The sequence below is a fragment of the Sphingomicrobium sp. genome, assembly GCA_036563485.1.
GTDB lineage: Bacteria > Pseudomonadota > Alphaproteobacteria > Sphingomonadales > Sphingomonadaceae > Sphingomicrobium.
This window is the reverse complement of sequence record DATCMI010000001.1, coordinates 711,355-737,582: the sequence shown is the minus strand read 5'-3', so window position 1 is coordinate 737,582 and position 26,228 is coordinate 711,355. Positions and strand designations below refer to the sequence as shown.

Annotated in this window: 26 protein-coding genes; 18 read left to right on the top strand and 8 right to left on the bottom strand. The window is 66.0% G+C overall.

Annotation, left to right across the window (positions count from 1 at the left end; all coding sequences use genetic code 11):
• Positions 1-62 precede the first annotated feature (62 nt).
• The 9 genes from VIL42_03910 (at position 63) to VIL42_03870 (ending at position 10,268) form a co-directional block, all read left to right on the top strand.
• A complete protein-coding gene (locus VIL42_03910) occupies positions 63-1,250 on the top strand; it encodes a polysaccharide biosynthesis/export family protein (protein HEY8591994.1) in 1,188 nt (395 codons plus the stop codon).
• A 36-nt stretch (positions 1,251-1,286) separates the two neighbouring features.
• Positions 1,287-2,771 carry a hypothetical protein gene (locus tag VIL42_03905; GenBank protein ID HEY8591993.1) on the top strand — a complete coding sequence of 495 codons (1,485 nt, stop codon included), beginning with the start codon at positions 1,287-1,289 and terminating at the stop codon, positions 2,769-2,771.
• 12 nt (positions 2,772-2,783) lie between these two features.
• On the top strand, positions 2,784-3,947 hold the full coding sequence (locus tag VIL42_03900) for a glycosyltransferase family 1 protein (GenBank protein HEY8591992.1): 1,164 nt from the start codon (positions 2,784-2,786) through the stop codon (positions 3,945-3,947).
• A gap of 96 nt (positions 3,948-4,043) precedes the next feature.
• Complete coding sequence (gene rfbC / locus VIL42_03895) at positions 4,044-4,610, top strand: dTDP-4-dehydrorhamnose 3,5-epimerase (protein ID HEY8591991.1); 567 nt, start codon at positions 4,044-4,046, stop codon at positions 4,608-4,610.
• A complete protein-coding gene (rfbB, locus tag VIL42_03890) occupies positions 4,610-5,668 on the top strand; it encodes a dTDP-glucose 4,6-dehydratase (protein HEY8591990.1) in 1,059 nt (352 codons plus the stop codon). Before rfbC ends, rfbB begins: the two co-directional genes overlap by 1 nt.
• A 5-nt stretch (positions 5,669-5,673) precedes the next feature.
• Positions 5,674-6,567, top strand: a complete 894-nt coding sequence (gene rfbD, locus VIL42_03885) for a dTDP-4-dehydrorhamnose reductase (GenBank protein ID HEY8591989.1) — start codon at positions 5,674-5,676, stop codon at positions 6,565-6,567.
• A 10-nt stretch (positions 6,568-6,577) separates the two neighbouring features.
• The gene (gene rfbA, locus VIL42_03880) at positions 6,578-7,447 is read left to right on the top strand and encodes a glucose-1-phosphate thymidylyltransferase RfbA (GenBank protein ID HEY8591988.1); all 870 of its coding nucleotides are present in this window, start codon (positions 6,578-6,580) and stop codon (positions 7,445-7,447) included.
• A 63-nt stretch (positions 7,448-7,510) separates the two neighbouring features.
• Positions 7,511-8,863, top strand: coding sequence for a beta-3-deoxy-D-manno-oct-2-ulosonic acid transferase (locus VIL42_03875; GenBank protein ID HEY8591987.1), 1,353 nt, complete (start codon positions 7,511-7,513; stop codon positions 8,861-8,863).
• Positions 8,864-9,035: 172 nt separating this feature from the next.
• On the top strand, positions 9,036-10,268 hold the full coding sequence (locus tag VIL42_03870) for a capsular biosynthesis protein (GenBank protein ID HEY8591986.1): 1,233 nt from the start codon (positions 9,036-9,038) through the stop codon (positions 10,266-10,268).
• Here VIL42_03870 and VIL42_03865 read toward each other — a convergent pair.
• Together VIL42_03865 and VIL42_03860 are read right to left on the bottom strand one after the other, a co-directional pair.
• On the bottom strand, positions 10,265-11,062 hold the full coding sequence (locus tag VIL42_03865; protein HEY8591985.1) for a manno-octulosonate cytidylyltransferase: 798 nt from the start codon (positions 11,060-11,062) through the stop codon (positions 10,265-10,267). The two genes, VIL42_03870 and VIL42_03865, sit on opposite strands and share 4 nt — an antisense overlap.
• Before the next feature lie 13 nt (positions 11,063-11,075).
• Positions 11,076-12,050, bottom strand: coding sequence for a KpsF/GutQ family sugar-phosphate isomerase (locus VIL42_03860; GenBank protein HEY8591984.1), 975 nt, complete (start codon positions 12,048-12,050; stop codon positions 11,076-11,078).
• A 100-nt stretch (positions 12,051-12,150) separates the two neighbouring features.
• Here VIL42_03860 and VIL42_03855 point away from each other — a divergent pair, with 100 nt between their 5' ends.
• Positions 12,151-12,456 (top strand): hypothetical protein, encoded by a 306-nt coding sequence (locus VIL42_03855; GenBank protein ID HEY8591983.1) that lies wholly within the window; start codon positions 12,151-12,153, stop codon positions 12,454-12,456.
• On the opposite strand, the gene VIL42_03850 is transcribed toward VIL42_03855, so the two are convergent.
• Positions 12,453-13,256, bottom strand: a complete 804-nt coding sequence (locus tag VIL42_03850; protein HEY8591982.1) for a quinoprotein dehydrogenase-associated putative ABC transporter substrate-binding protein — start codon at positions 13,254-13,256, stop codon at positions 12,453-12,455. The genes VIL42_03855 and VIL42_03850 overlap by 4 nt on opposite strands.
• On the bottom strand, positions 13,253-14,230 hold the full coding sequence (locus tag VIL42_03845; GenBank protein ID HEY8591981.1) for a PQQ-dependent catabolism-associated beta-propeller protein: 978 nt from the start codon (positions 14,228-14,230) through the stop codon (positions 13,253-13,255). Before VIL42_03845 ends, VIL42_03850 begins: the two co-directional genes overlap by 4 nt.
• 174 nt (positions 14,231-14,404) lie before the next feature.
• On the opposite strand from VIL42_03845, the gene VIL42_03840 reads away from it, so the two are divergent.
• Entirely contained in the window at positions 14,405-14,671 is a 267-nt protein-coding gene (locus tag VIL42_03840; protein HEY8591980.1) for a hypothetical protein, read from the top strand.
• Between the two features lie 36 nt (positions 14,672-14,707).
• Here VIL42_03840 and VIL42_03835 read toward each other — a convergent pair whose 3' ends face one another.
• Together VIL42_03835 and ligD are read right to left on the bottom strand one after the other, a co-directional pair.
• Positions 14,708-15,130 carry a DUF4383 domain-containing protein gene (locus VIL42_03835; GenBank protein ID HEY8591979.1) on the bottom strand — a complete coding sequence of 141 codons (423 nt, stop codon included), beginning with the start codon at positions 15,128-15,130 and terminating at the stop codon, positions 14,708-14,710.
• 68 nt (positions 15,131-15,198) lie between these two features.
• Entirely contained in the window at positions 15,199-16,092 is an 894-nt protein-coding gene (gene ligD / locus VIL42_03830; GenBank protein HEY8591978.1) for a non-homologous end-joining DNA ligase, read from the bottom strand.
• 92 nt (positions 16,093-16,184) lie between these two features.
• Here ligD and VIL42_03825 point away from each other — a divergent pair, with 92 nt between their 5' ends.
• Positions 16,185-16,463, top strand: a complete 279-nt coding sequence (locus VIL42_03825) for a PilZ domain-containing protein (protein ID HEY8591977.1) — start codon at positions 16,185-16,187, stop codon at positions 16,461-16,463.
• Here the strand turns inward: VIL42_03825 and VIL42_03820 are convergent.
• Together VIL42_03820 and VIL42_03815 are read right to left on the bottom strand one after the other, a co-directional pair.
• The gene (locus VIL42_03820) at positions 16,460-18,757 is read right to left on the bottom strand and encodes a bifunctional salicylyl-CoA 5-hydroxylase/oxidoreductase (protein HEY8591976.1); all 2,298 of its coding nucleotides are present in this window, start codon (positions 18,755-18,757) and stop codon (positions 16,460-16,462) included. The genes VIL42_03825 and VIL42_03820 overlap by 4 nt on opposite strands.
• A gap of 165 nt (positions 18,758-18,922) precedes the next feature.
• On the bottom strand, positions 18,923-19,708 hold the full coding sequence (locus tag VIL42_03815; GenBank protein HEY8591975.1) for an alpha/beta fold hydrolase: 786 nt from the start codon (positions 19,706-19,708) through the stop codon (positions 18,923-18,925).
• 46 nt (positions 19,709-19,754) lie between these two features.
• Between VIL42_03815 and VIL42_03810 the strand changes: the two genes are divergently transcribed.
• The 6 genes from VIL42_03810 (at position 19,755) to VIL42_03785 (ending at position 26,089) form a co-directional block, all read left to right on the top strand.
• On the top strand, positions 19,755-20,219 hold the full coding sequence (locus tag VIL42_03810; GenBank protein HEY8591974.1) for a (2Fe-2S)-binding protein: 465 nt from the start codon (positions 19,755-19,757) through the stop codon (positions 20,217-20,219).
• A 79-nt stretch (positions 20,220-20,298) separates the two neighbouring features.
• Positions 20,299-21,177, top strand: coding sequence for an RcnB family protein (locus VIL42_03805; GenBank protein HEY8591973.1), 879 nt, complete (start codon positions 20,299-20,301; stop codon positions 21,175-21,177).
• 89 nt (positions 21,178-21,266) lie between these two features.
• Positions 21,267-23,084, top strand: a complete 1,818-nt coding sequence (locus VIL42_03800; GenBank protein ID HEY8591972.1) for a DUF885 domain-containing protein — start codon at positions 21,267-21,269, stop codon at positions 23,082-23,084.
• Between the two features lie 63 nt (positions 23,085-23,147).
• Positions 23,148-24,125: an HWE histidine kinase domain-containing protein gene (locus tag VIL42_03795; protein HEY8591971.1), complete on the top strand. Its 978-nt coding sequence runs from the start codon at positions 23,148-23,150 to the stop codon at positions 24,123-24,125.
• A 42-nt stretch (positions 24,126-24,167) separates the two neighbouring features.
• On the top strand, positions 24,168-25,430 hold the full coding sequence (locus tag VIL42_03790) for a dipeptidase (protein ID HEY8591970.1): 1,263 nt from the start codon (positions 24,168-24,170) through the stop codon (positions 25,428-25,430).
• On the top strand, positions 25,427-26,089 hold the full coding sequence (locus VIL42_03785) for an MBL fold metallo-hydrolase (GenBank protein HEY8591969.1): 663 nt from the start codon (positions 25,427-25,429) through the stop codon (positions 26,087-26,089). The genes VIL42_03790 and VIL42_03785 overlap by 4 nt, the downstream gene beginning before the upstream one ends.
• The last annotated feature ends 139 nt before the right edge of the window (positions 26,090-26,228 follow it).

Genomic DNA, 26,228 nt, shown 5'->3' with positions numbered 1-26,228 from the left:
CAATTGGATTAGCCATGCATTTTCAAGCGTCTTGCCGTTTACGGCTCAACTTCCGCCCGCTTGTGCGCACCGTCGCCGCTGCCGCGCTCGTGCTGGCGACCGCAGCCTGCGGCTCGCTGGGCGGCACTGGTCCGACCACTCGCGCCGTCGTCCGTGCCGGCATGCAGCAGGTCGATACGGCGCAGATCAAGGTCATTCCGGTCGAACATGCGATCCAGCGCGGCGCCGTGCGACCCGCAGCCCTCGCCTCGTTCGCGGAGACGTTCGGCGATTCCGCGCCCGCGCAGACGATCATCGGCCGCGGAGACGCGCTGGCGATCTCCATCTGGGAAGCGCCGCCCGCCGTGCTGTTCGGCGCGACGGCGACTTTCGGCGGCGGCGCTGCCGATGCCACGGTCGGCTCCGGCGCGCTGGCCGGGGGCAGCGTCGCTCAGCAGAGCGCCTTGCCTGAGACGATGGTCGACAATGACGGGCTGATCCGCGTACCCTTCGCCGGCTCCGTCCGTGCGGCCGGGCTGACCCCGAGGCAGTTGGAGCGGGAAATCGTGGCGCGGCTCGCCCGCAAGGCGCACGAGCCGCAGGCGATCGTCCGCATCGCCCGCAACATCAGCTCGGGCGTTAACGTGCTCGGCGACGTAGCGAATAACGGCCCGGTCGCGCTGACGCCGCGCGGCGAGCGCCTCCTCGACGTGCTTTCCGCCGCGGGCGGCGTCCGCAAGGCCCCTGACAAGACGATGGTCCAGGTCACCCGCGACGGCGTCGTCGCCCGCATGCCGCTCAGCGTCATCATGCGCGACCAGCGGCAGAATATCCGCCTTCGCCCGGATGACCTGGTGACGGCGATCTCCGAGGAATTTAGCTTCACCGCGCTCGGCGAGTCCGGGACCACGGCCGAGATTCCGTTCGAAAGCACCGGCATTACCCTTGCGCAGGCGCTCGGCCGCGCCGGCGGCCTGAAGCCCGACCGCGCCGACGCCAGCGGCGTATTCGTGTTCCGCCTGGAAGACCCGGCAGCGCTCGATGCCGCGATCCTCGCAACTTCGCGGCGCACCGCCGACGGGCGCATCCCGGTCGTCTACGTGCTCGACATGAAGCAGGCGGCTGCGCTGTTCAACGCGCAGATGTTCGCGGTTCGCGACGAGGACGTAGTCTACATCGCCCGCGCGCCGCTGACCGATCTTCAGCGGATCGTCAGCACCGTCGGCTCGATCGCCTTCCCGCTGCTCAGCCTGACGAACTACGTCAACTAGGCCGCGGCGCAACATGCTGCGGACGCGGGAACGGCGATGATCGGCTTCGATCGGAACTGGCTGGTTCTAAGTGCGGTCGCGGCGAGCGTCGTTCTCGCGCCGATGCGCTGCGGGGCCGAGGTCCCGCAGCAACCATCGGGGGGATCACAGGCGGCGACGCTGCGCAGCTTCGGCGCCGCTGGCGACGCGCGCACCGACGACACGCGCGCACTCGTCGACGCCTTCGCCAAGGGGGCCGGGCGCTGCATTGATGGCGAGGGCCGCCACTATCGGGTCAGGGGCACGGTGCGGATTGGGGGCGACCTTTGCCTCCGCAATGCCACGATCGTGCAATCCCTCGCGCCCATCGACACGCGCCCGTTCATCACTCGCGGCTGCGCCCCTACCCTTGATGCCGCAGCCGTCCGCGATTGCGGCGACGCGGCGATCCCCCTCGCTGCCGCGAAGCGCCTCAACGACAACCTTTCCGTCCGCACATTGTTCGTGCGCCCGGATCGTGCCGGCACCCGGGTGAAGGTCACCCTCGATCACGTGACGGTCGACCGCGGACGCTTTCCGGAGGCGGGCTCGCGCACTGACGCGGCCGGCATCTGGATCGAATCGGCGCGCGAGGTCGTGCTGAGCAACGTCGAGGTCACCGGCGCCGGCAAGGGTTTCGGCTTGCTGGTGCTCGACTCAGGGAACGTCACGGCCGACAACCTCCACATCCACGACTTGGTATGGGCGCCGTACAAGGGCGACCGGCCGCTGGTTCAGGCGCAGGTCGCGCAGCTCGGCTGGAACAGCGTTTCTATCCGAGAATTCCGGATCGCCGGGCAGGACCGCGTTGCCGCGTCCAAGTTCTACGCGGTACGCGTGCAGGAGCAGGTGAGCTGCGCATCCTTCGCCAGCGTCCGCCGCTTGCGCATCCGCAACCTGCAGATCGCGCGCTGCCTCGCGCGCTTCGACACGGGCGACCTCCCCTGGCAGGCCGATGGCCTCAACATCTCGCGCGGATCGCAGCAGGTCGAAGTGACCGGCGGCAAGATCGATTCGACGTGGGAAGCGGTGGACGTGGTCGCCAACGGTGGCGGCGTCGATGGGCTGACGATCACCGACTTGACGACCAGCAACGCCTTCGCGTTCGGCCTGAAGCTCGGCTACCGGCTGCGGGGCGCTACGCTGACGAACGTCCGCGTCAGCAATTCGGGGATGGGCGGCATCGTCCTTTACGGGCCGGTCAGCGGCGTGCGCGTCAGCGGCGCGCAGGTGTCAGGCGTCGGAAGGGTTGGGCTGCCAGGTGGAGGCATCCTGCGGCCGTGGCCGGCTGGGAACCGCGCCGGGATCCGCATCGACGATCCGACCCGCGGCGAGGCTGCCGGCGCGCCGAGGGACATTGTCGTCGACGCGACCGTCGCGTCGTCGCACCCGGGCGAGTATGACTTTGGTTTCCTCAACTCCGCCCCCGGCTCGACCGTCAGGCTGCAGCGCCTTAGGGCGACGGGCTTTGCACGGCGCGAGGTCGAGGACCGGCGCCAGTAGGGGGAAGACGGGTTGGGCGGCACGCCGCGTAAATATCTGCTCGACGTTTCGCGGCTGATCTGGCGCGGCTGGCGGCGAAGCCTGCCGACCGGCATCGACCGCGTGTGCCTGGAGTATGTGGCCCACTTCCGGGCGCGATCCCTCGCGGTGGTCCAGCGTAGCGGCTCGACCTTCGTGCTGTCGGCCGAGCATTCGGATCGACTGTTCGACCTGATCCTCAATGCGCCCGCGACCAAGCGCTCCGCATTCGTCGCCTTCGGCTCGACGGCTTGGACCAAGGCGCGCCGGAGGCCCCCTGCGCCGGGGATGACCTTCCTCAACGTCGGTCATACCGGGCTCGACGACCCGGCGCTGCCGAACTGGGTCGCGCAAAACGATCTCAAGGCCGTGTACCTGATCCACGACATGATCCCGCTGACCCACCCGGAATATTGCCGGGCAGGCGAGGCTGCGAAGCATGCGCGCCGGATTGAACATGCGCTGCAAAGCGCGAGTGGAATCATCGGCAATTCCGACGCCACCCTCCAGGAGATCGAGGCCTTTGCCCGCCGGCGCGATCTCGCCATGCCGCCCTCCACCGTCGCCTGGATCAGCGGACCGCGACCCCCCACAGAGGTCCATGCGAAAGCCCTCGACCGGCCCTATTTCGTGACGCTTGGAACGATAGAGGGCCGCAAGAACCACTTGATGCTACTGCAAATGTGGCAGCGGCTGGTCGCGGAACAGGGTGAGGCCGCGCCGAAGCTGGTGCTGATCGGCCAGCGAGGATGGGAGGCCGAGGCCGCCTTAGCGCTACTCGACCGCGCGCCTGACCTGCGCGGTGCGGTCTTCGAGCTGAATGGCTGCAGCGATGCCGAGACCGCAAGCTGGCTGGCGGGTGCCCGCGCGCTGCTGATGCCGTCCTTCGCCGAGGGGTTCGGCCTTCCGGTGATCGAGGCGCTGCAACTCGGCACGCCGGTCATTGCGTCGGACCTTCCGGTCTATCGCGAAATTGTCGGCGAGCTGCCGACCTATCTCGATCCGCTCGACGGCCCTGCGTGGCAGCGGGCGGTGGTGTCGTTTGCCGGCGATGAGGATCCTGAACGCGGCCGCCAGCTTGCGGCGCTCAAGGGCTTCCAGGCGCCTGGCTGGCCTGAACATTTTGCCAAGGTGGAGGCCTGGTTGCAGTCGCTCTAGGTGGGCGCAGCGTCGCCCTCTGGCCTTGCAACTCGCCGTCTGTCGGCTAAGCGGTCGCGGCGTCACTTGGCGCCTCCCCAAAGCAGAGGATGAATGATGGAGTTCCGGGAGTTCGACATTGCCGGCCCGCTCGAAATCAGGCCGCGCAAGATCGAAGACGAGCGCGGCTATTTCGCCGAGATCTTCCGCCTGGCTCCGTTCGTCGAGCGCGCGGGAGCGGTCGAGTTCGTCCAGGACAACCAATCCCTGTCCGTCCGGACCGGGACCATCCGCGGCATCCACTTCCAGTCGCACCCGGTCCCGCAGGGCAAGCTGGTCCGCTGCCTTGCAGGCCGGCTGCTCGACGTCGCGGTCGACCTCCGTACCGGCTCGCCGACGTTCGGCCGGTGGATTGCGGTCGAGCTGACGCCGGAGGACAATAACCAGCTTTGGATTCCGGTCGGGTTCGGTCACGGCTTCTGCTCGCTCGAGCCGAACACGATCATCGGCTATCGTTGCAGCGGCTATTACAGCGCCGAGAACGACAAGGGCGTCGCCTGGGACGATCCCGACATTGCGATTGCCTGGCCGGAAGTCGCCGATCCGGACACGCTGTCCGCCAAGGACCGGACTCAGCCACGGCTCGCCGACCTCCCAGCCTATTTCTCCATGGGTGACGCCTGATGCGCGTGCTCGTCACCGGCGGCGCGGGCTTCATCGGCTCGGCGCTCGTTCGCTACCTCGTGCTCGAAAAGGGCTACGAGGTCCTCAACGTCGATGCGCTGACCTATGCTGGCTACTTGCCGTCGCTGCGCGATGTCGAAGGCAAGCCGAACTACCGCTTTCTTCAGGCTAACATTTGCGACCGCTCGGCGATGGAGAAGGCGTTCACCGATTTTGCTCCCGAGCGGGTCATGCACCTTGCCGCGGAAAGCCACGTCGACCGGTCGATCACCGGCGCCGCGGACTTCATCCAGACGAACATCATCGGGACGTTCACCATGCTGGAGGCGGCGCGGGCCTATTGGAACGGCTTGGCCAGCGACGCCAAGGAAGAGTTCCGCTTCCTCCACGTCTCAACCGACGAGGTCTACGGCTCGCTGGGCGACGAAGGGCTGTTCACCGAAGAGACCCCTTACGACCCGAGCTCGCCTTATTCCGCGTCGAAGGCATCGTCCGACCATCTCGCCAAGGCGTGGCAGCGGACCTACGGCCTCCCGGTGGTCGTCTCCAATTGCTCGAACAATTACGGGCCGTACCACTTTCCCGAAAAGCTGATCCCCCTGACAATTCTCAACGCGCTCGCTGGCGAGCAGCTGCCGGTCTACGGCAAGGGGGAGAATGTCCGCGACTGGCTCTATGTCGAGGACCACGCGCGCGCGCTCGACCTGATCGTCGACAAGGGTCGCATCGGCGAGACCTACAACGTCGGCGGCCGCAACGAGCGGCGGAACATCGACGTGGTCCGCCGCATCTGCGACGTGCTCGACACGCTCGCGCCCGCCAACCGGCCGCGCGAGGAGCTGATCACCTTCGTGACCGACCGCCCCGGCCATGACGCGCGCTACGCAATCGACGCGTCGAAGCTCGAAGACGAGCTTGGTTGGCGCGCTCGCGAGCATTTCGACAGCGGCATCGAAAAGACGGTCCGCTGGTACCTCGACAACCAATGGTGGTGGCAGCCGCTTCGCGAGCGTTACGCCGGCCAGCGGCTCGGCCTCGTCGAAGACCGCAAGAAGTAGGACCCGTGCGGCTCGTCGTCACTGGTCGCGTAGGACAGGTCGCCCAGGCGCTTGCCGAGCGCGGTGCGACTCGAGGTGCGGAGATCGTGCATGTCGGGCGCCCTGAACTGGACCTCTCCGATGATCCCGGCGCGATCATCGCAGCGCTCGAAGCCGCCCGTCCGGACGTGATCGTCTCGGCCGCTGCCTACACGGCGGTGGACAAGGCGGAGTCGGAGCCCGAGCTAGCGTTTGCGGTCAACGAGCGCGGGGCGGGCGCGGTCGCGTCCGCGGCGGAGCGGCTTGGCGTGCCCGTCATCCACCTCTCGACCGACTATGTGTTCGATGGAGCCAAGAGCGGGCCTTATGTCGAAGATGACTCGACCGGGCCGATCACCGTCTATGGCCGCTCGAAGCTGGCGGGCGAGCAGGCAGTACTTGCCGCGATGGACAATGCCGCGGTGCTCCGGACAGCCTGGGTGTACAGCCCGTTCGGCGCCAATTTCGTAAAGACCATGCTCCGGCTCGCCCAGACCCGCGACGAGCTTGGCGTGGTGAGCGACCAGCGCGGCAACCCGACGAGCGCGCTCGACATCGCCGACGGCATTATCGCGGTCGCGAGGAACCTAGTTGCTGGCTCTGGCGCCCATCTGCGCGGCGTGTTCCACATGGCCGGAGCCGAAGAAGCGACTTGGGCGAGCTTCGCCGAAGCGATCTTCGGCGAATCGCAGGCTCTCGGTGGTCCGACCGCCGCAGTGAAGCCAATTCCGACGGCCGATTTCCCGACGCCCGCCAGGCGCCCAGCCAATTCGCGGCTGGACGGAGGCAGGCTCTTGGCCGCACATGGCGTCCAGCTGCCGTCGTGGCGCCAGTCGCTGCCGGACATTGTGCGCCGGCTCGTCGGCACGGCGTCGAACTAAGAGGGCGCGAATGAAGGGCATTATCCTGGCGGGCGGAAGCGGCACGCGGTTGTTCCCGATGACGCTCGCGGTGTCGAAGCAGCTGATGCCGGTCTACGACAAGCCGCTGATCTATTATCCGCTGACAACGCTGATGCTCGCCGGCATTCGCGAGGTGCTCGTCATCACTACGCCGCAAGATGCGGCCGCGTTCCAGCACCTGCTCGGCGATGGATCGCAGTGGGGGATGAGCATCTCCTACGCCGTCCAGCCCGAGCCGAAGGGCCTCGCGCAGGCGTTCACGATCGGTGCCGACTTCGTCAGCGGCGGGCGGTCGTGCCTGGTGCTCGGCGACAACATCTTCTTCGGGCACGGCCTCCCCGACCTGCTCGAAAAGGCGCGGACGCGGGAAAGCGGCGCGACCGTATTCGCCTATCAGGTGGTCGATCCTGAGCGGTACGGCGTCGTCGATTTCGATCCGCAGATGCGCGCCCTCAGCATCGAAGAGAAACCTTCCGCCCCCAAGTCCCACTGGGCGGTCACCGGCCTCTATTTCTACGACGAGCAGGTGGTCGATATCGCAGCCAACATTCAGCCATCGGCGCGCGGCGAGCTCGAGATCACCGACGTGAACCGCGTCTACCTCGAGCAGCGTCAGCTTCACGTTGAAGTGATGGGGCGCGGCTATGCGTGGCTCGACACCGGCACCCCCGACAGCCTGCTTCAGGCGGCTGAGTTCGTCGCGACGCTCGAGCGGCGCCAAGGGATGAAGGTAGCCTGCCCTGAGGAGATCGCCTGGCGCGGCGGTTTCATCGACGAAGCCGGGCTTGAACGCGCGGCCGACCGGCTCGGCAAGAGCGACTATGCCAATTACCTGCGGCGGCTGCCGAGCTTCGGCTGATCGGCGAGCCGCGACAAGCGGCGTGCATCGGCGTAGGAAGCCGGCAAGGCAGCCGAACAGCGGATGAGCGAACCTACTTTGGCGAACCAGGATACGCTTTTGCCCGCGCCACTGCTTGAAGTGCCGCCATTCCCGCGAGCGCGGCATGCGCCGCTGGCGGAGCGATCTGCAGAAGCCCAAAAGCTGACCGACGCGGAGGTCGAGCGGCTTGCCGCCCGTGCGGCCGAGGCCGGCTTCGGGACCGTTTCGATCGACGAGTTCCGTAGCCGTGCTGTCGACGGCTGGCGTTACCGCAATCCTTTTTCCGGCGAACCGATGGACCTCGCCGAGGCGATCGAGCTGTGCGCTTTTTGGCGGCAGCTGATCGAAAGCAATGGCGCCATCGACGCGGCGATCGGCTTCGCGTCGTGGAAGCGCGAGACCGTGGAACCACTGTTGTGGTCCGGCCGGCAGATGCAATTCGTGTCGCGCGCCGACGCCGTGCCGGAAGGGTCGAATGTCGCGCTTTGGCGCTCACGAACGCCGCCGGCGCAGCTCGCCGAGCTCGAGAAACGGGCGGGTGCGCTTATCGAGGTCGAAGACGGCTTCATCCGCTCCGCAGGGCTTGGGGCGGACTGCGTCCCGCCTTTGTCGATCGTCGTCGACCGGCTCGGCGCCCATTTCGATCCCTCCAAGCCGAGCGAGCTTGAACAGCTGATCGAGGCTGGCGGCTGCCCGCCGGACGTCGTCGCGCGCGCGCGAGAATTGCGCCGGACGATCGTCGACGCCGGCCTCAGCAAATATTCGGCGGGTGGCGGTTCGCTCGATCGTCGATCCGCTGACCGGCGGCATATACTGGTTCCGGGTCAGGTCGAGGACGATCGGTCCGTGGTCGAGGGCGGCGGCGCCGTCCGCAGCAATCTCGAGCTACTGCGCCGCGTCCGGACCGCGGCTCCCGATGCCTACATCATCTACAAGCCGCATCCGGACATCGAGGCCGGTCATCGTGTGGGAGCCATCAAGGATTCGGTTGCGCTGGAACTCGCCGACGAAATCGTCCGCGATGGAGCGATTTCCCCGCTGATCTCGCTGGTGGACGAAGTGCATGTGATCACCTCTTTGGCGGGGTTCGAGGCCCTGCTTCGCGGCAAGCGGGTGGTGACGCACGGCGTGCCTTTTTATGCCGGCTGGGGGCTCACCACCGATCTTGGAGATGTGCCCGGCCGCAGGACGGCACGCCCGACGATCGACGAACTCGTTGCTGCGGTGCTGCTGATCTATCCCCGCTATTTGGATCCGGTCACGGGGCTGCCTTGCCCGGCGGAGGTGGTCGTGGAGCGGCTCAGTGGCGGCGGCGAGACCGACCGGACCTTGATTGTCGCCTTGCGGCGGGTGCAAGGCAGGATCATGGGGAAACTACGGGGTTTCTTTCGTTGATCGGTGCACCACAAGTGAAGCAAGCTGCACCTCTGCGGATGTTTCGCAGGCGAGTCGTTCAGGATGAGATCATGAACAATTCCAGAAACTTGGCTGGATGACGAAGCAAGATCTTCATCTTCGCCCTTCGACTGCCCGCCCCTTGGCGCGGGTCAGGCCGAAGCGGCCAAAAGTGCGGAAGCGGGCAGCCCCCGCGCCGCGCACCTTCCTGTTCCTCCAGGGTCCGCCAGGGCCATTGTTCCACAATCTCGCCCAGGAGCTGCGCCAGCGCGGCGTCAAGGTCGAGCGCATCAATCTCAGCGCCGGCGACAAGCTGGACTGGCCCGGCGCTGCAACGGATTTCCGCGGCCGCTTCCACAGCTGGCCGGTGTTCTTCGACCGCTTCCTGAGGGAGCGGAAGATCACCGACATCCTGCTGTTCGGCGATTGCCGGCCCTATCATGTGACCGCCCGCCGCCTTGCCGCACTGCGCAACATCCGCGTCCACGTTCTGGAAGAAGGCTATGTCCGCCCCCACTGGATGACACTGGAGCTCGACGGGGTGAACGGCCATTCCAGGCTGCGTCGCGAGAAGGAGTGGTTCATCCAGGAGGCCCGTGCGCTGCCCGCGGAGCCGGAGCTGCCGCCCGTCACCGCAGCCTTTCGTCGGCGCGTCCGTGACGCAGCGAGATATTATACCGCCCTTCACGTCGGGCGGCCGGCTTACCCGCATTTCAGGAGCCACCGCCCGGCCTGGGTCCTCAGCGAGGCGTTCGGCTGGGTCTGGAAATATTTCGTCCAGTCGCGCCGCGCCGAAGCTGCGCAGAAGCAGTTGGCGGCGCTTGAAGGCAAGCCCTTCTTCCTGCTGCCGCTGCAGCTGTCCGGCGACTACCAGATCCGCAACCATTCGCCCTTCGCGAGCATGCCTGCAGCGGCCGTCTACGTGCTGGAAAGCTTTGCCGCACATGCGCCCGAGGACGCGCATTTGCTCGTCAAGGCGCACCCGCTCGACTCGTCTTTCTTCAACTGGCGCCGCTTCCTGCAAAGGAACGCGCGCCGGCTCCGCATCGACGGCCGTGTCCACTTCATCGATGGCGGCGACCTCGACAGCCTGTCGCAGCAGGCCGCCGGGATGGTCTGCGTCAACAGCACCTCGGCCACGGTCGCCCTCGCCGCCAATACGCCGGTCTGCGCGCTCGGCGAGGCAATCTACAAGGTTCCTGGCCTCACCTTCGACGGCCATGTCGACGATTTCTGGACCGACCCGCCTGCGCCGGAGCCTGGGCTCTACGAATGCTTCCGCCGTGTCCTCGTTCACAATTGCCTGGTGCGCGGCGGGCTCGCCAGCGAGTCGGCGGTCGCGACGCTCGTCAAGAATATGGCCGACAAGCTCTGCGCACCCGTGAGCGCCGAGGCTAGCGCTTAGTCGATCCCTGCCGTTGCGAGCGCCTGCTCGATGGCCGGCACGTCTTCAGGGTTGTTGAGCTCGCGCAATGCGAAGGACGGCCGCTCCACCTCGACCACTGCGACCGGGATGCCGGCGACTAGGAACCGCAGCTGCTCCAATCCTTCCAGCCGCTCCAACTCCGTCTCAGGCGTGGCCGCATAGCGATCCAGCGCTTCACGGCGGTAGCAATAGACGCCGACATGGAAGCGGACGGGCGATAATTGGCTGTCGAGCGCGCCTTGCGGCAAATGGGGGATGAGGCGCTTCGAAAAATAGAGTGCGTTTTGCCGGCTATCGACGACCACGCTGGTGCCACCGACAATTCCCCTCGCCTCGTCGATCAGCAGCTCGCGGACTTCGTCGCTGCCTAATCGGATCGCCGGGGTCGCAACCATCGCCTCGGGATTACTCGCACAATGATCGATCAAGGCTTCGACGAAGCTCGGCGGCGTCAGCAGCGCGTCGCCCTGCACATTGATGAGGAGATCGGCATCGCCGACCTGAGCCAGCGCCTCGGCGCAGCGCTCCGTGCCGTTCCGGCATTCCGGCGAAGTCATGATGACCGGGGCGCCGAACCCGGCGCAGGCGTCGGCGATGCGCTCGTCATCGGTGACGACATAGACGTCCAAGACGCCTGCGACGCGCGATGCGGCTTCGAAGCTGCGCTGGATGAGCGGCTTGCGCGTGCCCGAGGCGCCGGTGAGTTCGACCAGCGGCTTGCCGGGGTAGCGCGACGACGCAAAGCGCGCCGGGACCAGGATGATGCTCTTCATACGACGCCGCTTTTCAGCTGTGGCCGACGCGGCGCTGCACGGAGCAGTCGTGGATGTGCAGCACGCCCAGCGGCTTCTTGCCCTGGCCATCCTCCTCGACGACGAACAGCACGGTGATCTTATTTTCTTCGAACATGATCAGCGCCTCGTCGACGAGCGCCTCGGAATCGAGGGTCTTCGGATCACGCGTCATGAATTCGGCGGCCGTATGTTCCAGCCCCTCCTCGATGTGCCGCCGCAAGTCGCCGTCGGTGATCACTCCGACAAGATAGCCGGCTTCGTCGACGACGCCGATGATGCCGAGCCGCTTGGCCGACATTTCGACGATGGCGTCATGCATCGGCGCGTCCTTGCTGGTCAGCGGCATCGCCGTCCCGCCGTGCATCAGCCGCGTCACGGGCTTCAGCCGGACGCCGAGAGCGCCCCCTGGATGCAGGCGTCCGAAGTCGTTCCGAGTGAATCCCTTTTGGCGCATGACCGTCATCGCCAGCGCATCGCCAAGGGCGAGGGTCATGGTAGTCGAGGTGGTGGGAGCCACTGATTCCGGCCCGACCTCGCGCCAGTGCGGGAGCACCAGCGGTGCTTTCGAGGCTCGTGCCAGCATCGATCCGGAATTGCCCGTGATGCCGATGATGGGGATGCCGACATGGTCGAGATGATCGATTACGGGCTCCAGCTCGGCGGTCTCGCCGCTCTGGGAGATGAGAATAGCGACGTCGCCCTGCGCCGCCAGCCCGAGGTCGCCGTGAACCGCCTCGGCAAGGTGCAGGAAGGTCGCGGTCGTGCCGGTGGAGGCGAACGTCGCCGCGATCTTACGCGCGATATGGCCGGACTTGCCGAGGCCGCCGATGATCAGCTTGCCCGAGCAGTGGAGGATTTCCTTTATGGCGACGACGAATTCCTCGCCGACGCTGTCTGCTAATGCGTCAAGTGCGCGGGCCTCGTCGTGGAGGATCTCGCGTCCGAACTGAAGTACGTCTTCGCCCATCCGCTGCCCCCTATCGGGCAGCCGCCAGCATGTGAAGGCACAGCACGCGCGGACGGCGGTGTAGACGGGCGTTGACGATTCGTAATATTGCGGAGGTAACGTGATCATTCATCTGCTGCTCGCCGGCGCGATTCAGGCGATCGTTGCATGGCCGACTCGCAGCTGGTTTGCCGGTGCCGCAGCGGCGAGCGCATGGGCAATCTCGCGCGAGATAACGCAGGCCGAATATCGCTGGATCGAACAATTCGGCGGCGGCTTGCGCGCCAATATGCCCTGGTGGGGCGGCCTCGATCCCAGTGTCTGGCCAAAGCCCGATCAATGGCTCGACTGGATCATCCCGACGGCGGTGACATTCGCACTTGCGTTTGCCGTCCGCGCCGCCGGCGCGCGGCGGGAACGCCGCTAGGGGTTGTCGACCAGCGGGACGCGATAGCGTTCGAGGAGCTTGCGGACGTCTCCCCTGCGCCGCTCGAGGACCTTGTCGATTTCCTTCAGCAGCGGCTGATTGTTCTTCTGGACGCCCACGGAGACGTCGAACTGCATCGGCCATTGCATGTCGGCCATCCACGGCATGACCGGCTCAAGGCGCATTGGGACAGCGGACTTGGAGGCGAAATATCCGGCCAGTGGACCCCAGACGAGCGCGACATCGACATCGCCGCGCTCGACAGCCTGGACGATCTCGGCCGGCGGGTTCGGCTCGCGATAGTCGCCGTAGAGCATGTAGCCGCGAACGTTGTCCCTAACCCCCCTGCTTGCGAGCGCGTGAGCCGGCGGCGAATTGCTGCCGTCATCACCGACCATCTGGACGCCGATCCTGAGCCGCTTGAGGCGGGCGTCGTCGAGCGTCAGGCCGCTTAGCTTGTCCCGCTCGCGAGTGACGAAAACGTAGGTCGAGCGATAATAAGGCCGGCTGCTCGCCAGCATCTCGAGGTTGCTCGCGACTCCGGGCCAGAAGTCGCATTTCTTTTCGTTGAGCGTGTTGCGCACGTAACCTCGCCGCTGCGCCCACCAGACATAATCTAGCTTGGCGCCGAGATCCTCTGCGATCATCTCGGCGAGCTTGTTCTCGAAGCCTTCGCCGGCTCGGTTGGAGAAGGGCAGATTGTTCGGGTCCGCACAGGCAGTCAGCGTCCGCTGCGGCTCGGGCCCGGTGCACGACGCAAGCAGCATCGCTGCGACGCTGGCAGCGATCCATCTCTTCATCGCGGTGCGGCGATGGCGCCCCACGGGCGTCCTCCGAGACGAACGGTTTTCAGGACCTTGTTGCGCTTGATGTCGATGATGGTGAGCGTCCCGGCGATCCCCGCCGCGGCGTAAAGCCGGCTTTCGTCCGGCGAGAGGCCGATGCCCCAGGTCCGCTCACCGGTCGGAAAAGAGCGGACGACCGCACCCGTCGCGGGATCGATCTCGGCGACACGGTTGGACCGCCCCATGGCGACGAACACGCGCTTCTCGTCACGCGTCTTGCGCATCTCCACCGCCTGCACCGGATCGGGGATGTCGAAGCTTTGCGTGAGGTCGATGGTCTGGACGACGCGCCGCGTCGCGCTGTCGAAGACTGTGATCGTGCCGCGCTGCTCCGACGACACCCACACGGTGCGCCCGCGGTTCATGAACAGGACAAAGCGCGGTCGCGTGCCCACGGGAAGGCTGTCGATCACCTCGCCGGTTCGTGCATTGATAAAGTGAGCGACGTTCGCGACTTCCGACGTCGCCACCACCAGCTTGCCGTCGGGGCTGACGCCGATGCCTTCAGGTTCAGCGCCAACTTTGACTTCGCGAACGATCTTGTCGGTGGCGAGATCGACGAACGTCACGGCGCTCTGGTCTTCGGTCGCGACATAGAGCGTGCGACCGTCAGGGCTCAGCACGAAGCGTTCCGGATCGGTGTTCGAATTCACGATGCCGGTCCGCTTGCGGGACGCGATGTCCCACGCCTCGATGCGGTGCGCATTGCTGGCAGCGACGTAGAGCGTCTTCTTGTCCGCGGAGAACTCCAGGCCGCGCGGTCGCTGGCCGGTGACCAGCTGTCCTTCGATCTTGCCCGTCGCGCCGTCGACGATCGTCACATAGCCCGCTTCGTTCGACACGAAGACGAGATCGTTCGACGGCTGCTGGCGCGAGCAGGCGTGCAGCGCCAGGCTTGCCCCAAGCAGTCCCATCACTTTCGCCCGCAAATCCACTCTCCTGCCGAATCAGGCTGATAGCCGGGCGCGCTGGCCGGGCAAACTTCGGTTTGGCAACGGAGCCGAGGCGGTGGTTAGCGGCGAAGCTAGTCCTGCGTGCGGCGGAGCAGCCTTCCGCGCTCGCCGCAAAGGAATATCCTGTCCCTCTTTGCGGGAGTGCGGGACATGAGCTGGTTGATCGGGCGGACGGAAGCGCTTGCGGACCCGGTGGCGGCGCGGCGCAAGGCCTTGGGCAAGCTGCGGGCGCTGGCGGAACTCGAAGATCCGGAAGGTCTCGTCGTTCCTGTGCTGATCGACGCGATCCTGATGGCGGAAAGCTATCGCGGCGCCCGGCACCAGATCACCTTCTTGCCGGAGCTGACGCGAAGCGTCGACGCCTTGATCCGCGAACTCAACGCGGTCGAAAAGGCCAAGGAGTGGGCGGAGATCTAAGCGGCGGGCGGGCCGAAGCCCGCCCGCGCTCTCAGGTCAGGTCCGCGCCCGCGTGTCGGTGTCGCGGTGGATGAAGCCGAAATAGGCAGCACCAGCCGCGAGGATGATGTGCAGCCAGACGTCGTGGCTGAACAGCGGCACCAGGCCGAAAGTCGTGTCGAGGCCCGGGATCAGGCCCATGACGACGAAAACGGCGTAAACGACCGCCGTGACCTTCGCGTAGGTCTTGGCCGCGTCCCAGCTGCGGTAGGCGAGCACGCCCCACAGCCCGAACAGCAGGTGGACGATGCTGTGCAGCAGGTTGACCGGGAAGAGCCCGAGCTCACGGCCGTACATGGTCCGCATCGCAATGTCGGGATCGTCCATCGCCGGCGGATGCATCAGGCCGGGGATGAAGCCGCCTGCGCCGATGATCAGGAATATGATGCCCCAGACCAGGGCGAACTTACGCGTAGTCATCGATCTTCCTCCCGTTAATTGAGAGTGAAACGGCTGTAACGAGCGCAAGTTCACCGCGTTGACGCAAGTTAGGACAGCCGCGGCAAATGTTGCGCCGCTTGTCCCCAGGATTTCAGGTCACGCGACTTAGCTCTTTTCAGCAGATCTTCGACGTCGGCAATGGTGAATGCGTCGGCGCTGTCGATGTCCGACAGCTCGTCCCAAGTCACAGGTGCAGAGACGGGCATGCCGGTGCGCGCGCGGGCCGAATAAGGCATAATCGCGGTTGCGGTCCGCTGGTTGCGCAGGAAGTCGAGGAAGATCCGGCCCCGCCGCTGCGGCTTCGGCAGCGCGACGGTGAAGCGGTCCGGCGCGGCTTTTGCAAGCGCGGTGCAGAGCGCCTTGGCGAATTCGCGCACCTCCTCCCACAGCGAGGCGGGTTCGAGCGGGACGATCACGTGGATGCCCTTCCCGCCGGACAGTAGAGCGAAGCTCTCCAGACCCAGTTCGGCGAACGCGCGGTGGAGCTGGAAAGCCGCGTCCTTCACCTTGTCGAAGCCGAGCCTCGGATCGGGATCGAGATCGATGACCAGGCGGTCGGGCGTTTCGACTGCCCCTGCGCGGCTGCCCCAGCCGTGGAATTCGACCGTCTGGACCTTGGCACAGGCGACGATCTCCTCCTCGCTCTCGACATAGAGATATTGCTCGGTGCGGCCGTTCTTCTGGGTGACGGGTTCGAAATGGACGAGCTTGTCGAATTCTTTCCCGGTCGGCGGATGTTCGCGGTTGCGCTGAAAGAAGCATTTGCCCTCGCGGCAGCGGAACAGGTTGAGCAGCCGCCTCTCGAGGAACGGGAGCATGATCGGCGCGACGATCTGATAGTAAAGCGTCGTCGCGCGGACGCTGATTTCCGGCTTTTCGTACGTCGGTTCGGGCGTCCACACCATCGCGCCAGCAACGCCGCAGGCGCTCGGCTGCTCCATTTCGGTTGGTAAACGATTCCGGAACTCTGTTCGTTTATCGGCTGATGATCGCTGGCGGTTACTCTTGCCGGCGGTGGAGCAGGTGGACGAACGTGAAATATGAAGGCAGGCTGGAAGGCCGCGAGTGGCAGCCGCGCGGCGTTCGCGTCGAGGCTTCGAGCGACGTCACGGTGCATTGCGCAGCGGGCGACCTGCCCGCGCGGATCGTCAACCTGTCGAGCGAGGGCTTCCGGCTCCATTCCGACAATGCGCTCGAGCCCGGGTGGGAAGTGACCCTCGAAGCGGCGGGCCACGATCCGGTGAAGGCGTTGATCTGTTGGGCGAGCGGCGGCGAGGCCGGCGGCGTCTTTTCGGAGTCCGTCACGCTCTAGGCCTTGAGCGCCGCCGCCATTTCCGCATCGCGCTTGAGGTTGCGGGCGAGTTGCGCGAGGCCATTGAGATATTGCGGCGGGCAGCGGACATCGCGGTAGTCGAGCGCCGCCGCGGCGCGCACAGTCCAGAAGGGATCGACCAGGTGCGGCCGCCCTAACGCCACCAGATCGGCCCGTCCGGCGGCGAGGATCGAGTTCGCATGGTCGGGCTCGTAGATGTTCCCCACGGCCATGGTGGCGAGCCGCCCTTGGTTGCGGATGTGGTCGCTGAACGGCGTCTGGAACATGCGCCCGTAAACCGGCTGCTGGTCGCCCCAGGTCTGGCCAGCCGAGACGTCGATCAGGTCGGCGCCCTCGCGCGCAAATGCTTCGCCGATCTCCACTGCATCATCGGGCGTGATGCCGTCCTCGCCGGCCCAATCGGTGGCGGAGATGCGGACGCTCATCGGCTTGTCGCTCGGCCAGGCCGCGCGCATCGCCGCGAAGACTTCGAGCGGGAAGCGCAGCCGGTTTTCCAGGCTGCCGCCATAATCGTCGGAGCGATTATTCTGCAGCGGCGTGATGAAGCTCGACAGCAAATAGCCGTGCGCGGCGTGAAGCTCGACCATGTCGAACCCGGCTTCGAGGCCCATGCGGACGGCGGCGACGAACTGGTCGCGCACGAGGTCCATGTCGGCGCGGGTCATCGGCCGCGGCTGCTGATTGACCGGCGACCAGCGCACATCGCTGGCGCTCATCACCGGCCAATTGCCGTCATCCAGGGGAACGTCGTTGCCTTCCCAGCCGACGCGGGTCGAACCTTTGGCGCCGGAATGGCCGAGCTGCAGGCAGATCTTCGCGCCTGATTGCTGATGAACGAAATCGACGATCCGCTTCCAGGCGGCGATATGCTCCGGCTTGTACATGCCGGTGCAGCCGGGGCTGATTCGGCCTTCCGGCGACACGCAGGTCATCTCGGTGAAGACGAGGCCGGCGCCGCCGATCGCGCGCTCGCCATAATGGACGAAGTGGAAGTCGTTGGGCGTGCCGTCGACCGCAGAGTACATCGCCATGGGCGAGACGGTGATGCGGTTCTGAACCGTCATGTCGCGAAGCTTGAGCGGTGCGAACATGGGCGGGGCCGACTTGCCCGGAACGCCGGCGCGCTCCCAGAACCAGCGTTCGACAGCGGCAAGCCATTCGGGGTCGCGCAGCCGCAGGTTCTCGTGACTGATCCGCTGCGAGCGCGTGAGCAGCGAATAAGCGAACTGCACCGGCTCAAAGTGGGTGTAGCGCTCCAGCGTCTCGAACCATGCGGTCGAGTTGCGGGCGCTGTTCTGGAGCTTGAGCACCTCGAGGTCGCGCTCCGCCTGATATTCGTCGAGCGCCGCTTCGAGGCTGAGGCCCGGGCGGTTCAGCACCTCCGCCAGCTTGATCGCGTCTTCCAGCGCAAGCTTGGTGCCGCTGCCGATGGAGAAGTGCGCTGTATGGGCGGCGTCGCCGAGCAGGATCACATTGCCGCTCGACCAGCGTTCGCAGCGGATGCGGCGGAAGTTCAGCCAGGCCGCGCTTCCGACCAGGTGCGAGGCGTTGGATTGCAGCCTATGGCCGTCGAGATATTTGGCGAAGATCCGTTCGCAGGTGGCGATGCTCTCGTCCTGCGACATCGTGCCGAAACCGAGTGCGTGCCAGGTGTTCTCGCTGCATTCGACGATGAAGGTCGAGCAGTCCGGCGCGAAGCGGTAAGCGTGCGCCCAGATCCAGCCGTGCTCGGTCTCTTCAAACGCAAAGGTGAAAGCGTCGAACACCTTCGATGTGCCGAGCCAGACGAACTTGTTCGCCCGCAGGTCGATATCGACCCCGAATGCTTCAGGCTGCGCGTCGCGGAAGCGCGAGTTGATGCCGTCCGACGCGATGACCAGATCATAGTTGCGCCATTTGGGGTCCGCCGGATCGCACTCGTCGTTGAAGTGCAGCACGACGCCGAGTTCGCGCGCGCGGTCCTGAAGGATTTCGAGTAGCCGCTTGCGGCCGATGCCGATAAAACCGTGCCCGCCCGACGTGATCGTCTCGCCCCGGAAGTGGACGTCGATGTCATCCCAGTGCGCGAACTCCTGCGTGATCGTGTGCGCCGAAACCGGATCGTTCCTGGTGATATTGTCGACGGTGAGGTCGGAGAAAACGACGCCCCAGCCGAAGGTGACGCCCGGCGCGTTGCGCTCGAACACCGCGATCTCGTGCGAGGGGTCGCGCAACTTCATCGAAATCGCGAAATAAAGGCCGGCCGGGCCGCCCCCGACGCAGGCGATCTTCATGACGGACCCCCACCCGTTTTCGCCAATCTTCGCAGTGACGAGTAGGAAAGGCGAAGATTCGCTGGATGGCGTGAAGGCTGGTGGCGAACCTGCATCGCGCGGCAGCATGGCACAGCATTGGGGTAATAGGACAGGGCTCTTGTGAGCGCGGTGGCGGCGCGTCCTTCAGCCCTGTTCGGCGGCGCGGATGAAGGTGTCGACTTGCGCGTTGAACGCCTGCGGTTGCTCGATATTCGTCAGGTGGCCGGCGCGCTCGATCAGCTCGTAGCGCGCACCGGGAATAAGATCGGCCAGCTCCTGCGACAAAGCGGGGGGCGTGACCTTGTCCTCCGTTCCGCACAGCACGAGCGTCGGAACTCGGATGGCCGCGGCGCGCTCGCGCTGATCCGCGAGCCACACGGCTTCGGCGCCGATCCGGTAAGCGGCAGGATCTATCGCGGCCATGGTTTCGACGACTTCGCTGCGGATCGCAGGGTCGGCCGGCTGCGCCAGCAGCACGTCGACGCGGGCCTCCGCCATCGCCCGAAGGTTTCCGCTCGCGGCGATCGAACGGTCGTAAATGCCGTGGCCGTCAGGATGGACAGCGAAAGTGTCGGCGAGGACCAAAGAGGCGCAGCGCTCGGGCGCCGCATCATGCATCGCAATGGCAGCGACGCCGCCAAGCGACAAGCCGCAGATGTGGGCGCGAGCGATGCCAAGCTCGTCGAGCGCGGAAAGAATGGCGGTAGCATAATCGTCGCGCGTGGTGCCTTCGGGCGCAGGGTCACTGTCGCCATAGCCCGGATAGTCAAAGGCAACGGCGCGGCGGTGTTGGCCAAAGAAGGCGAGCTGCGGGCGCCACACCGACTTGTTCGACCCGACTCCGTGGAGGAAGACGATCGGAACCGCGTTGCCGGCGCCGGCCTCGTCGTAGCCAATGCGGGTGCCGTTGCCGGTATTGATGGTGCTCATCCTATCTTCTTGGCAGCGCGGCGGTGCCCGCGCTAGCCATGGTCGGATGACGCGGATGACGGTCAACGGCGATGCGGTTCACTACCGGCTCGACCCTTCGACGCCCCTTCTTTGGGCGCTGCGCGATGCGTCGAACCTGACGGGCACCAAATATGGCTGCGACAGCCGCGATTGCGGCGCCTGCACGGTGATCATCGACGGCCAGGCGGTGAAGAGCTGCAGCGTTGCGATCCGCGACCTCGAAGGCGCGAGCGTGACGACCATCGAGGGGCTGTCGCCGGACCGGTCGCACCCAGTGCAGCGCGCCTGGATCGACGAGCAAGTGACGATGTGCGGCTATTGCGAGCCCGGCTTCATCATGGCGATCGCGGCGATGATCGACGCCGGTGGAGTGACCCAGCAGAAGGTCGATGCCTTGCCGAACATCTGCCGCTGCGGCGCCTATCGGCGCATTAAGCGAGCGATCGTCCGGGCAGCTCGGTCACAAGCGCAGGCCAAATCCGCCGGATGAATGTACGCCGCCGAAACGGTTAAGCGAGTGCTCATGTCGACGAGCGCACCACCGGCCTAGTCAGAAAGGCCACCAAGTCATGCGTAAACTGATCATTTCCTTGTTGCTGGCGAGCGCCGCGGCGGCGCCGGCTTTTGCATCTCCCCCCAACGACCCCGCTGCGCAGCAGGCGCGGCAGGAGCGACGCGAAGCGCGCGCTGCCCGCCAGGCCGCGCGCGACGTATCGGTCGGCCGTTCGGACGATAGCTCGTCGCGCCGTGGCGCCCGCTTCGAAGCGCGGCAGCAGCCGTCCTTCGGCGATCGTTCGGTCGAGCGGACAATGCCGACCGTCGAGCGGCCGTCGTTCGGCGACCGTGCCCGTGATTCCTCGCCGCGCTTCGAACGGCAGGAGCGGATCCGCCAAAGCGCCGACTCGGACAGCCTGCGCCGCATGGGTGAGCGCCGCAGCGATGCCGCGCGCGCGGAAAATGTCGAGCAGGTCCAGGACCGTTTCGAGCGGCGCCAGCAGGCGATCCGCGACGGACGCCTTCGCGAACGGTCGGGCCGCGAGCCGGACGTGATGCGGCCGCGCTCCCCGCTCGTTGTCAGCAACGTCCCGCGCCCGGGCACCCAGCCGCCGCTGCGGACAGAGCAGCGCCGCACGCCGGCAGCCCAGTGGAGCACCCACTGGCGCAACAACCGCGACTATGACTGGCAGGACCACCGCCGCCGCCACCGCTCGATCTTCCGCGTCGGCATCTATTTCGACCCGTTCGGGTGGAATTACCGGCCCTACCAGATCGGCTGGCGGATGTGGCCGAGCTATTACAGCAGCCGCTACTGGATCAACGATCCGTGGATGTACCGACTGCCCTATGCGCCGCCGGGCTATCGCTGGATCCGCTATTGGGACGATGCCCTCCTGGTCGATACCTGGAGCGGACAGGTCGTGGACCGGATCCCCGACTTCTTCTGGTAGAGTCTGAAGGCACGTTGATCGACAGGGGCGTTGCGGCCAAGGCCGTGACGCCCCTTTGCCGTGCGCGTTCCTGGACACGAGAAATGCCGATGAAATTCATTGCCTGCCTGTCCCTTTCCGCCGCCCTGGTCGTGCCTGCAGCCGCCGACGCCCAGCCGAAGCCGCCCGCGGCCGCGGTGCAGGCGAGCGCGCACGACCGGCTATTCCAGCTGTTCAGGCAGAGCGACGAAGCAAGCCTTGCGCGCAACCCACTGCAGGCGCTTTACCGCGGCGACAGCCGCTACGCGGACCGGCTCGGCGACTTGTTCAGCGACGTCCACTTCGAGGCGGAGCGCGCCGCGGCCGAGCGCGACCTTGCGGCGCTTCGGACGATCCCGCGCAATCAGCTGAACGCGACCGACCAGATCGCCTATGACGTGTTCGAGTTTGCGACCAGGGACAGGCTCCAGGCGCTGCAGCCCAATGTGCTGAAGTTCAGCACCGCGCTGCCGATGAACCATTTCTACGGGCTTCACATCGACTATCCGACGCTTGCCGGCGGCCAGGGCGCCGCGCCGTTCAAGACCGTCCGGGATTATGAAAGCAATTTGAAGCGCAATCTCGAATTCGCCGCGAATGTCGACACGGCCATCCGCCAGTGGCGCCGCGGCATGGCGGAGGGCATCGTCGATACCAAGCTGACCGTCCGCAACATGATCGAGCAGCTCGACACCCAGCTGAAGCAAAGGCCGGAGGACTCGCCTTATTGGGGGCCGATCGCCAGCTTTCCGGCGTCTGTCTCGCCGGCGGACCGCTCGCGGCTGACGGCCGAGTACCGCCAGTCGCTGAGCGGGACGGTGTACCCGGCGCTGAAGCGGCTCCGCGACTTCTTGGCGAACGACTATCTGCCGGCTGCGCGCGAGGGCGTCGGCCTGAAGTTCATGAAGGGCGGGGACGCTTATTACCGGACGCTGATCGAGCAAACGACGACGGAGAAGCTCGACCCGGAGCAGGTGCACCAGCTCGGGCTCAGCGAGGTGGCGCGGATCACCAAGGGGTTTGAGGATATAAAGCGCGAGGTCGGCTTCAAGGGCACGCTGCGCGAGTTCTTCGATTACATGCGCACCAGCCCGAAGTTCCAGCCGAAGAGCAAGCAGGAGCTTCAGGACGGCTTTTACGCGGTGCAGCGCAAGGTCGACGCCAAGGTGCCGGAATATTTCGCGAAGCTGCCTAAGGCCAAGCTCGTGATCCGGCCCTATCCCGAATATCGCGAGAAATTCGAAGCCGGCGGAAGCTACGACCAGGGGACGCCCGACGGCACGCGCGCCGGGACATTCTACTTCAACGGCTACGATTTGCCGTCCCGCAGCACCTGGGAAGAAACGACGCTCTTCATGCACGAAGGTGCGCCGGGGCATCATTTCCAGATCAGCCTGGCGCAGGAGAATGCCGCGCTTCCCGCGTTCATGCGCTATGGCGGCAACACCGCTTATATCGAGGGTTGGGCGCTCTATGCGGAATCGCTCGGCTATCCGATGGCGCTGTACACCGATCCGTACCAGAGGTTCGGCAATCTCAACGACGAGATGCTGCGGGCGATGCGGCTGGTGGTCGACACCGGGCTTCACGCCAAGGGTTGGACGCGCGATCAGGCGATCAAGTACATGCTTGCCAACTCGGGCATGGGCGGCACCGACGCGACCGCCGAGGTCGAGCGCTACATCGCCATCCCCGGCCAGGCGCTCGCCTATAAGATCGGTCAGCTGACGATCAGCCGCCTGCGCGACGAGGCGAAAGCGAAGCTGGGCGACAGGTTCGACATCCGCGAATTTCACGCCCAGGTGCTCGACACTGGTGCGCTGCCGCTGCCGATCCTGGATAAGAAGATCCGCAGCTGGATCGCCTCGGAGGCACGCGCGCCGCGCTGATTGCGAACCCCGCCATCCTTCCGCACAATGACGCGACTGGAAGGGGGTACGAGGATTCGTCGGTTGTTGCGATTAAGGGTGCCGGAGCGGCTTGCAAAGCGCCTCCCGCCCATCGTCACCGAAGTCGCCGTGGGCGTCGCAGCGGCCCTTCTCGCATTGGCAATCCGCAAGGCTCTGTCGCCGTTTACCGGCGACGAGGCGCCGTTCGCGATCATCTTCAGCGGCGTGCTCCTCGCCTGCCTCGTAGGCGGCTGGCGGAGCGGCCTGGTCGCCCTCGTGGCCGGCCAGGGACTGACTTGGTTCTACATCCTGCCGCCTGTCCACAGCTTTGGCCTTAACAGCCATACGGCGGCGGCGCTTGCCGTCGCGTCGGCGTCGCAACTGGCGCTCGTCGCGATGACCGGCCTCTACCAGCGCGAGATGCGCAAGGACGCCGAGGCGCTGCAGGAACAGCTGCGGATCCGCGAACATCTCGTTGCCGAGCTCAACCATCGCGTGAAAAATACCCTCGCGATCGTCCAGAGCATCGGCCACCAGAGCCTGCGGAGGGATGCGCCGCTCGAAGAGGCAGCCAAGGCATTTGAAGGGCGGCTGATGGCGCTCGCGTCCGCGCATCAGATCCTGACGAAGCAGAATTGGCAGGAAGTGGAGATCAGGGATGTGATCGCGCAAACGCTCGAACCGCACGGCAACGTCGGCGACCGCTTCGTGCTCGACGGGCCCGCGGTGCGCCTCACCCCCAAGTCATCGGTGACGCTGGCCATGACCGTTCACGAGCTCGCGACCAATGCGCTCAAATATGGCGCTCTCACGAGCTCCAGCGGTTCGGTGGCGGTGCACTGGTCGGTCGATGCCGAACGCTTCCGGCTGCAGTGGCGTGAGCAGGGCGGTCCGGAATGCTCCCCGCCCGCGCGAAAGGGCTTCGGGACGCGCATGCTAGAGCGGGCGTTCGCGTCCGACATCGGAGGCAAGGCCAAGCTGACCTTCGCGCCGGAAGGGCTACGTTACCTCGTCGAGGCTCCAGCGCGGCAGCCTTTATGAGCCGAGTTGCGCCCCGGGGCGCCTCTACCTAGGCTCCCGCCGATGAAGCATTTCCTGTTTGCCGTTGCCGCCGCTGCGGCGATCCTGCCCGTGGCCGCAAGCGCGCAGCCGATCGACCCGAAGGTGCAGGCGCGAATCGACCGCATCTTGAAGCGCACGCCGCTGATCGACGGGCACAACGACCTGCCCGAGCAGCTGTCGGAGCATAGCAAGCGGAGCATCGAAGGTCTCGCCAGCGGTACCGCGACGCGCGAGCCGCCGCTGATGACCGACATGGCCCGGCTTCGACAGGGCCGGGTCGGGGGGCAATTTTGGTCGGTCTACATCAACGGACAGATCACGGGCGATGCCACGATCCGCGAGACGCTGCTGCAGATCGACGTGGTTCACCGGCTGGTCGCACGCTACTCGAACGACCTCGAGCTTGCGTCCACCGCCGACGACGTCGTGCGCATCCATCACAAGGGCAAGGTGGCGTCGCTGATCGGGATCGAGGGCGGGCGGCAGATCGGCGGTTCGCTTGCCGCGCTCCGGCAATTCTACAATCTCGGCGCCCGCTACATGACGCTGACGCACAACCAGACGACCGAATGGGCCGACAGCGCGACCGACGAAGCGAAATACGGCGGCCTTTCCGACTTCGGCGTAACAGTGGTTCGGGAGATGAACCGCATCGGCATGCTGGTGGACCTAAGCCACGTGTCGCCTGAGACGATGAAGGACGCGATCGCCGCAACCCGCGCACCCGTCATCTTCTCCCATTCTTCCGCCGGCGGACTTTCCGCTCACCCGCGCAACGTCCCAGACGACGTGCTTGCGCTGCTGCCCGCGAACGGCGGCGTCGTGATGGTGAACTTCGTTCCCGGATTCCTATCGGAAGCATCGTGGAAGTGGGGCGCCGAGCGGAGCGGCGAGGAAGCGCGGCTGCGGGCGATCCACCGCGCCAGCAAGGCTGCGGTGGAGGCCGGGGTGAAAGCCTGGGAGGCTGCGCATCCCGCGCCGCGGGTGACGGTGTCGGCCGTCGCCGATCACATCGAGCATGTCGCCAAGGTTGCCGGGTACGATCATGTGGCGATCGGCGGGGATTTCGACGGGATCGACGCCACTCCGGAGGGGCTCGACGGAGTCGAAGACTATCCGGCATTGTTCGCGGAGCTGATCCGCCGCGGCTGGAGCGACGCCAACCTTGCGAAGCTCGCAGGCGGCAACCTGCTTCGAGCGCTGCGTGGAGCCGAGCGCGTCGCAGCCGCGATGAAGAATGAACCCGCCGCCATGTCGCCGGTCGATGAAGAGCGCGCGCAATGAGCGAACCGCCACTCAAGGCTGCAATCGTACCGGTCACGCCGCTGCAGCAGAATTGCACCTTGCTGTGGTGCACGAAGACTAATCGCGCCGCGTTCGTCGATCCGGGCGGCGACCTGCCGCGGCTGAAGGCGGCCGCCGCCCAGGCCGGGGTCACGGTCGAAAAAATCCTGCTGACCCACGGCCATATCGACCATTGCGGAAGCGCCGGCATCTTCGCGGAAGAACTGGGCGTGCCGATCGAAGGGCCGCACGAGGACGACCGTTTCTGGATCGATCGGCTTGGAGAGGACGGTCCGCGCTACGGCGTGATGGGTAAGCCGTTCGAACCGTCGCGCTGGCTCGTCGACAGCGATGAGGTCACGGTCGGCGAGCTGACCTTCGAAGTCCGGCACTGTCCGGGGCACACGCCGGGCCACGTCGTGTTTCGCCATGCGGCATCGAACCTCGCGCTGGTCGGCGACGTGCTGTTCAAGGGGTCGATCGGCCGCTGGGATTTCCCGCGCGGCGATCACGCGCAGCTGATCGAATCGATCACCAAGAGGCTTTGGCCGATGGGCGACGACACCGCATTCGTGCCCGGTCATGGCCCGATGTCGACGTTCGGGCACGAGCGGCGGACCAATCCCCTCGTGGGCGACGCGGCGCTCGCCGCGGCCTGACCGGCGGAGGCTCGCTTTGACCGCCCTTCTCTTGTGGCTCGTAGCGGCCGGGGGAGGGCAGGCGAACGTCGGACGCCGATGGACGCGATCGCCCGGGCGGCGCTTGCGCTTGGCGGGCACTTCGCTATAGGAGCCGCGG